Genomic DNA, 7,984 nt, shown 5'->3' with positions numbered 1-7,984 from the left:
GGGCCTATCCGACCCCCTGCACGGGCGGGCGGGTGGGCGAGCCCGTCGGGGTTCGAGGGGCGGAGCCCCTCAGCGGGGCTGGGGCGGAGCCCCAGAAGCCGAACCCTTCAACCCCTTGCACGGGCGGGCGGGTGGGCACCCCCCCCCGGGGTCCGAGGGGCGGAGCCCCTCAGCGGGTCTGGGGCGCAGCCCCGCGCACAGGCCGGCCGCGCCCGCGGGGGCCCTCAGGCGTGGTGGGCCGGGGCGGAGGCCAGGTGCAGGCGGGTGAAGGCGAGGGCTTCCGCCAGGTCGGCCTCGCGTTCGGCGGCGGACATGGCCCGGCGGGTGTTGACCTCGATGACCACGTGCCCGTCGAACCCGGTCAGGGCCAGGCGCTCCAGGAGCTCGGCGCACGGCTGGTTACCGCGCCCCGGCACCAGGTGCTCGTCCTTCGCCGAGCCGCGCCCGTCCGCGAGGTGGACGTGGGCGAGCCGGTCGCCCATCCGGTCGACCATGGCCATCGCGTCCGTACGGGAGGTCGCGGCGTGCGAGAGGTCGACCGTGAAGTGCCGGTAGTCGTCCTTCGTCACGTCCCAGTCGGGCGCGTACGCGAGCATCTCGCGGTCCCGGTAGCGCCACGGGTACATGTTTTCGACGGCGAATCTGACGTCGGTCTCGTCGGCCATGCGCCAGATCCCGCCGACGAAGTCACGGGAGTACTGGCGCTGCCAGCGGAAGGGGGGGTGGACCACCACCGCGGAGGCGCCGAGCTTCTCCGCCGCCGCCCGCGCCCGCTGGAGCTTCACCCAGGGATCGGTCGACCAGACCCGCTGGGTGATCAGGAGACACGGGGCGTGGACGGCCAGGATCGGTACCTGGTGATGGTCGGAGAGCCGGCGCAGGGCTTCGATGTCCTGGCTCACGGGGTCGGTCCACACCATGACCTCGACGCCGTCGTAGCCCAGGCGCGCGGCGATCTCGAAGGCCGTTGCCGTCGACTCCGGGTAGACCGAGGCCGTGGACAGCGCGACCTTCGCATCCGGGATGCGCACCACTGGTTCTGCCACGCAGACAGCGTACGGGCCGTCACCGCCCGCGCGGGAGGCGGTTCGGTGAGCCCGACGAACGTCACACTCGCCGGCCGCCGCGGTCCCGGCCCCCCGCCGCTCCCGCTCGCCCCGCGCCGCCGTCAGCCGACGGGCAGGTGGTCGAGGTGGCGCAGGATCACGCCCTCGCGCAGCGCCCAGGGACAGATCTCCAGCTCATCGACGGCGTACAGGTCCATCGCGCCCTCCGCGACGAGTGCCCCGGCGAGCAGCTGCGGGGCCCGTCCCGCCGAGACGCCGGGCAGGGTGGTGCGCTGCTCGGTCGTCATGGCGGCGAGCTTGGGCACCCACTCCTCCAGTGACGAACGACTCAGCGTGCGCTGGACGTAGGCGCCCTCGCTCGACCGCGCGGCCCCCGCGATCCGCGCGAGCTGTTTGAAGGTCTTCGACGTCGCCACCACGTGGTCGGGGCGGCCCGAGCGCGTGAACTCCCCCACCGTGCCCGCGATTTGGGCCCGCACATGACGCCGGAGCGCCCGTACGTCGGCCGGGTCCGGGGGGTCGGCCGGCAGCCAGCCCGCGGTCAGGCGGCCGGCGCCCAGCGGCAGCGACACCGCGGCGTCCGGCTCCTCGTCCATGCCGTACGCCACTTCGAGTGAGCCGCCGCCGATGTCGAGCAGGAGCAGCTTCCCCGCCGACCAGCCGTACCAGCGGCGTGCCGCGAGGAAGGTGAGGCGGGCCTCCTCGCCCCCGGAGAGCACCCCGAGGTCGACGCCGGTCTCGTCGCGGACCCGGGAGACCACCAGCTCGACGTTGCTGGCCTCGCGCACCGCCGAGGTCGCGAAGGGGAGCAGTTCCTGGACGCCCTTGTCCTCGGCGGAGAGCAGGGCCTCGTTGATCGTGGCGACGAGCCGGTCGATGCCCTCCGGCCCGATCGCGCCGTCCTCGTCGAGGAGCTCGGCGAGCCGCAGTTCGGCCTTGTACGAGTGCGCGGGCAGCGGCGCGGCACCGGCGTGCGCGTCCACCACCAGCAGATGAACCGTGTTCGACCCCACGTCGAGGACTCCGAGTCTCATGAGGTGAACGCTACTGCGCGTCGGAACACGCCCCCGGACATACGCTGGAGCCGTGCCAAAGACGAAAAAGGCGAAGCCGGGCAAAGCCAAGGCCGCGAAGAACCCCACCCCCCTGACGACGAACGCCGCCCCCGCGGTTGAGGACGAGCAGGGGATCGACTTCCCGCGCGCCTGGGCCGAATTCCCCGACCCCGCCGACGACGAGCAGGTCTTCCGCTGCGACCTGACCTGGCTCACCTCGCGGTGGACCTGCATCTTCGGCAGCGGCTGCCAGGGCATCGAGGCGGGCCGCGCCGACGACGGCTGCTGCACGCTCGGCGCGCACTTCTCCGACGAGGACGACGAGAAGCGGGTGGCCGGTCACGTGGCGCGGCTCACTCCCGAGCTGTGGCAGTACCACGACGTGGGCACCGAGTCGGGCTGGACCCAGACCGACGAGGACGGCGACCGCCAGACCCGGCGCTGGAACGGCTCCTGCATCTTCCAGAACCGGCCCGGCTTCGCGGGCGGCGCCGGCTGCTCGCTGCACATCCTGGCCCTCAAGGAGGGCAAGGAGCCCCTGGAGACCAAGCCGGACGTGTGCTGGCAGCTGCCGGTGCGCCGGACGTACGACTGGATCGAGCGGCCCGACGACACCAAGGTGCTGCAGATCTCGATCGGCGAGTACGACCGCCGCGGCTGGGGCCCCGGCGGCCATGACCTGCACTGGTGGTGCACCTCGGCGACCTCCGCGCACGGGGCGGGTGAGCCGGTGTACGTGACGTACCGGCCGGAGCTCACCGAGCTGATGGGCCCCGAGGCGTACGCCGTCCTGGTCAAGCTGTGCGAGGCGCGGCTCGCCTCGCAGCTGCCGCTCGTCGCCCCGCACCCGGCCGACCCGGCGCGCTAACCGCGCCAACTCCCCGGTCCAGCAGGTGAGTTGATGGCCGCGCCGTCAGCTGCTCGGGCTCGGGGAGGGCGGCGTCTGGCTGGGCGAGGGCGTGTCCGTCGGCGACGGGCTCTGGGTCGGCGGTGTCGGGGTGGACGTGGGCGTCGGGCTGCCCGACGGGTGCGTCGGGCCGGTGGTCGGCGAGGCGCTGGAGCCGGGCGGGCCGGGGTGGCCCGTGGCGCCGGGGTCCGGCGAGGAGGGGGTGACCACCGGGGTGCCGTCGCCGCTGATGCGGACCGCGGCGCCGGTCGGCCCCACCTCGACCCGTACCGACCAGGCGTGGCGCGGCTCCTGGGCGTGGTCGACGCGGATGTACACGGTGACGGTCGCGCCGGGGGCGAGGCGGCCCGCGCTCTGGCTGAAGGTGAGCCAGCGGGCCCGGCTGCGCAGTGACCAGTCGACGGGGGCGCCGCCGGTGGAGGTGAGGGTGAGCACGGTCGTGTCGCCCGCAGAACTCGCCGAGACGGCGAGCTGGGCGGGGCCCTGCGGTGCGGTGGTGGGGCTGATGACCTCGACCGACACGTCGGGGGCTCGGCTGCCGGCGGTGAAGCGGGTGTCGGGCTCGCTGCGCGCGTTGCCCGCGTTCTCGTAGCGGTCGTAGGGGTGCCCGGGCAGGCCGCCGGGGTTGTCGGCCTCGCTGGCGGTCACCTTGGCGCCGCCCTCCGGCTCGCCGGTCGTGGGGGCCTCGCGGTAGGCGGCCCACAGGGCGAAGACGGGGGCGGCGACGACGGTCGCGACGACGGTGGTGGTCACCGCCCTGGCCCGCAGCCGGTCGCGCCGGGCGGCCCGGTCCTTGGGGTCCATGGGGAAGCCTGCGCGGTCGAAGCGCGGGGCCCCGCCGCGGGCGCGCGGCACGTGCATCATCGCGGCCTGCGCCGCGGCCCGCGGCGCCTTCGCCAGGGGCAGCGCGGCCGGGGTGAGGGTCGAGCCGGGCCAGGGGCCCGCCGCGCCCGCGCGTTCGGCGGCGCGGCGGCAGCGGGGGCAGTCGTCGACGTGCCGGACCAGTTCGCGGCGCAGCGCGGCGGAGAGCAACACCTGGTGGTCGCCGGTGAGTTGAGCCACCGTGGGGCAGCCTCCCATCTCGACGACGGCGAGCGCGGCCCGGGTCCGCTCGACCTCGCAGGCGCCCGCGGCGAGCAGTTCGCGGGCGGCCGGGTAGTTCATGCCGAGCACGGAGGCGACCTCGCGGGCGCCGAGTTGGTGGCGGACCGCGAGTTCGAGGGCCTCGCGCTGTTCGGGGGTGGTGCCGGCCGCCTCCGGCCAGGCCAGCAGGGCGAGTTCGCGGCGGCGGCGCTCGCGCTCCTCCTCGGAGACCTCTGCCGCGGGGGCCTCGCCTGCGGCCCGTCCGGTGTGGGCGCCCTGGCGGTTGCGCTTGCGTTCCGCGAGCTTGCGCAGACAGGCCCAGCGGGCGAGCGCGTAGAGCCACGCCCGGCGTTCGGCCTCGCCCGCGGGGCAGCGCGCGAACTGGCGCTCGGAGACGGCGAGCAGGTCGCCGAGGGCCGCGGTGGCCTCGTCGTGGTCGCACAGGACGGACAGGCAGTAGGTGAACAGGCCGTCGAGGTACGCCTCGTACCGCGCGGGCGGGCGCTGGGCCAACGTACGGGGCGCACGGCGCTGCGCCCGGTGTGCGCCGGTGTTGTGCGCTGGTTGATCCAGTCTGCTGCTCGTCACGCGTGTGACCGTAGGGGCAGCGTCGAGGCTTCTTCGTACCGGTTGAACACATTTAATCCTTACGGGTGAACGTATCCCTCAAAAGGGGACAGGAATCGGGAATTCCATGGCATTCCATGGCAGACCCAACACGCACTGTGCAAACGGGCGCACGGGAACGGAGCGACGCCGGCCGCGCCGCGTCCACCCGAACGGCGGGGCGCGGAAAACCGGCCCCCGCTCCCCCGGCGCCGCCCCGCCCCGCGGGGCCGCCCGGCGGGGGCGCTCAGTCGCCGCCCGGCGGGGACTGTCAGTGGGCCCCTATACGGTGACGCCATGGCTGCCCGTACGAAATCCGCGAAGGACCGGCCGTCCTACCGCTGCACCGAATGCGGCTGGACCACCGCCAAGTGGCTCGGCCGCTGCCCCGAGTGCCAGGCCTGGGGGACGGTCGAGGAGTACGGCGCGCCCGCGGTGCGCACCACGGCGGCGGGCCGGGTCTCGACGGCCGCGCTGCCCATCGGCCAGGTGGACGGCCGGCAGGCGACGGCCCGCGGCACCGGGGTCCCCGAGCTCGACCGGGTGCTCGGCGGCGGGCTCGTGCCGGGCGCGGTGGTGCTGCTCGCGGGCGAGCCCGGCGTCGGCAAGTCCACGCTGCTCCTGGACGTGGCGGCCAAGGCGGCCAGTGACGACCACCGCACGCTGTACATCACGGGCGAGGAGTCGGCGAGCCAGGTCCGGCTGCGCGCCGACCGCATCAAGGCGCTCAGCGACCACCTCTACCTGGCCGCCGAGACGGACCTGTCGGCCGTGCTCGGCCACCTCGACGCGGTGAAGCCGTCCCTGCTCGTCCTCGACTCCGTACAGACCGTCGCCTCGCCCGAGATCGACGGCGCCCCCGGCGGCATGGCCCAGGTCCGCGAGGTCGCGGGCGCGCTGATCCGGGCCTCCAAGGAGCGCGGCATGTCCACGCTGCTCGTCGGCCACGTCACGAAGGACGGCGCCATCGCGGGCCCCCGCCTCCTGGAGCACCTGGTGGACGTGGTGCTCTCCTTCGAGGGCGACCGGCACGCGCGGCTGCGCCTGGTACGCGGCGTCAAGAACCGTTACGGCGCCACCGACGAGGTCGGCTGCTTCGAGCTGCACGACGAGGGCATCACCGGCCTCACCGACCCCAGCGGCCTGTTCCTCACCCGGCGCGACGTGGCGGTGCCCGGCACCTGCCTCACCGTCACCCTGGAGGGCCGGCGCCCCCTGGTCGCCGAGGTCCAGGCGCTCACGGTGGACTCGCAGATCCCCTCCCCGCGGCGCACCACCTCGGGCCTGGAGACCTCGCGCGTCTCGATGATGCTCGCGGTGCTCGAACAGCGCGGCCGCATCACCGCGCTCGGCAAGCGCGACATCTACAGCGCGACGGTCGGCGGGGTGAAGCTCTCCGAGCCCGCGGCCGACCTCGCGATCGCCCTCGCCCTCGCCTCGGCGGCCAGCGACACTCCGCTGCCCAAGAACCTGGTGGCGATCGGCGAGGTGGGCCTGGCGGGCGAGGTCAGACGGGTCACCGGAGTGCAGCGCCGGCTCGCCGAGGCGCACCGGCTGGGCTTCACCCACGCCCTGGTGCCGACCGACCCGGGCAAGGTCCCGGCCGGTATGAAGGTCACGGAAGTCGCCGACATGGGGGACGCGCTGCGGGTGCTGCCGCGCGGCCGTCGTGCACAGGCCCCGCGGGAGGAGTAGCCGCGCCGGTAGACTTTGCCCTGGTCTCGCCCGTCCGTACGTGCAGTACGCAAGCGCCACGCGAGCAGTACGCGCCGTATGAGCAACACCGGAGGAGTGCAGTGGCAGCCAACGACCGGGCATCAGCACCCGGAAAGTCCGGCACAGGCTCCGGTAACGAAGCACTGATGCGCGCCGCGCTGAGCGCCGTCGCGCCCGGCACCGCGCTCCGCGACGGCCTGGAGCGCATCCTGCGCGGCAACACCGGCGGTCTCATCGTGCTCGGCCTCGACAAGACGGTCGACTCGATGTGCACCGGCGGCTTCGTCCTGGACGTCGAGTTCGCCGCGACGCGGCTGCGCGAGCTGTGCAAGCTCGACGGCGCGCTGGTGCTCGACAAGGACATCACCAAGATCCACCGGGCCGGCGTGCAGCTGGTGCCGGACGCCGGGATCCCCACCGACGAGACCGGCACCCGCCACCGCACGGCGGACCGCGTCTCCAAGCAGTGCAACTACCCGGTGGTCTCGGTCAGCCAGTCCATGCGGCTGATCGCGCTGTACGTGAACGGGGAGCGCCGGGTCCTGGAGGAGTCGGCGGCGATCCTGTCCCGCGCCAACCAGGCGCTCGCGACCCTGGAGCGCTACAAGCTCCGCCTCGACGAGGTGGCGGGCACGCTGTCCGCCCTGGAGATCGAGGACCTGGTGACGGTGCGGGACGTCACGGCGGTCGCCCAGCGCCTGGAGATGGTGCGGCGCATCGCCACTGAAATCGCCGAGTACGTGGTCGAGTTGGGCACGGACGGGCGGCTGCTCTCGCTCCAGCTGGACGAGCTGATCGCCGGGGTCGAACCCGAGCGGGAGCTGGTCGTACGGGACTACGTGCCCGAGCCCACCGCCAAGCGCTCGCGCACCGTGGACGAGGCGCTGCGCGAGCTCAACGACCTCACGCATGCGGAGCTGCTCGAACTGCCCATAGTGGCACGGGCGTTGGGATACAGCGGCTCGCCCGAGACGCTGGACTCGGCGGTGTCCCCGCGGGGCTACCGGCTCCTCGCCAAGGTGCCGCGGCTGCCGGGGGCGATCATCGAGCGGCTCGTCGAGCACTTCGGGGGGTTGCAGAAGCTGTTGGCGGCTTCTGTGGATGATCTTCAGGCGGTGGATGGGGTTGGGGAGGCTCGGGCTCGTAGTGTGCGCGAGGGGTTGTCGCGCCTGGCCGAGTCCTCAATCCTGGAGCGGTACGTATAACCGGGCTGGCCCGGGCCCCCTGGGCTGCCGCCCAGCCCCGGCTCCCTGGGGCTCCGCCCCAGACCCCGGCGGGCTTGCCCACCCGCCCGTGCAGCGGGTTGTACCGGCTGAGCCCCTGGGGCTGCGCCCCAGACCCCAGGGGGCTTGCCCACCCACCCGCCCGTGCGGGGGGTTGCATCGGCTGAGCCCTGGGGCTGCGCCCCAGACCCCCCGAGGGGCTCCGCCCCTCGAACCCCGGCGGGGGCTCCGCCCCCTGCACCCCTACTCAGGGGCTGCGCCCCCGAACCCCCCATCGCGCCTGAACGGCGCTCGTCCTCAAACGCCGGACGGGCTGAAATGCCCCGA

General features: G+C 73.9%; 6 protein-coding genes. 3 read left to right on the top strand and 3 right to left on the bottom strand.

Annotated elements, in window-relative coordinates; genetic code table 11:
• Nucleotides 1–224: 224 nt before the first annotated feature.
• On the bottom strand, nt 225–1,046 hold the full coding sequence (locus ACGF3I_RS35010) for a sugar phosphate isomerase/epimerase family protein (protein WP_393139338.1): 822 nt from the start codon (nt 1,044–1,046) through the stop codon (nt 225–227).
• 122 nt (nt 1,047–1,168) lie between these two features.
• Nucleotides 1,169–2,101, bottom strand: coding sequence for a Ppx/GppA family phosphatase (locus tag ACGF3I_RS35005; protein WP_393139336.1), 933 nt, complete (start codon nt 2,099–2,101; stop codon nt 1,169–1,171).
• 52 nt (nt 2,102–2,153) lie between these two features.
• Between ACGF3I_RS35005 and ACGF3I_RS35000 the strand changes: the two genes are divergently transcribed.
• The gene (locus ACGF3I_RS35000; RefSeq protein WP_393139334.1) at nt 2,154–2,990 is read left to right on the top strand and encodes a hypothetical protein; all 837 of its coding nucleotides are present in this window, start codon (nt 2,154–2,156) and stop codon (nt 2,988–2,990) included.
• A gap of 45 nt (nt 2,991–3,035) precedes the next feature.
• Here the strand turns inward: ACGF3I_RS35000 and ACGF3I_RS34995 are convergent, their stop codons facing one another.
• Complete coding sequence (locus tag ACGF3I_RS34995) at nt 3,036–4,700, bottom strand: hypothetical protein (RefSeq protein ID WP_393139332.1); 1,665 nt, start codon at nt 4,698–4,700, stop codon at nt 3,036–3,038.
• 315 nt (nt 4,701–5,015) lie between these two features.
• On the opposite strand from ACGF3I_RS34995, the gene radA reads away from it, so the two are divergent.
• Together radA and disA are read left to right on the top strand one after the other, a co-directional pair.
• Nucleotides 5,016–6,413 carry a DNA repair protein RadA gene (radA, locus tag ACGF3I_RS34990; protein ID WP_393139331.1) on the top strand — a complete coding sequence of 466 codons (1,398 nt, stop codon included), beginning with the start codon at nt 5,016–5,018 and terminating at the stop codon, nt 6,411–6,413.
• Nucleotides 6,414–6,514: 101 nt separating this feature from the next.
• Nucleotides 6,515–7,639 carry a DNA integrity scanning diadenylate cyclase DisA gene (gene disA, locus ACGF3I_RS34985; protein WP_393139329.1) on the top strand — a complete coding sequence of 375 codons (1,125 nt, stop codon included), beginning with the start codon at nt 6,515–6,517 and terminating at the stop codon, nt 7,637–7,639.
• Nucleotides 7,640–7,984: the final 345 nt, after the last annotated feature.

It is taken from the genome of Streptomyces sp. NPDC048111 (assembly GCF_043202815.1).
Lineage (GTDB): Bacteria > Actinomycetota > Actinomycetes > Streptomycetales > Streptomycetaceae > Streptomyces.
Note: the sequence above shows the minus strand (reverse complement) of the source record. Positions and strands in the feature narration are given on the sequence as shown.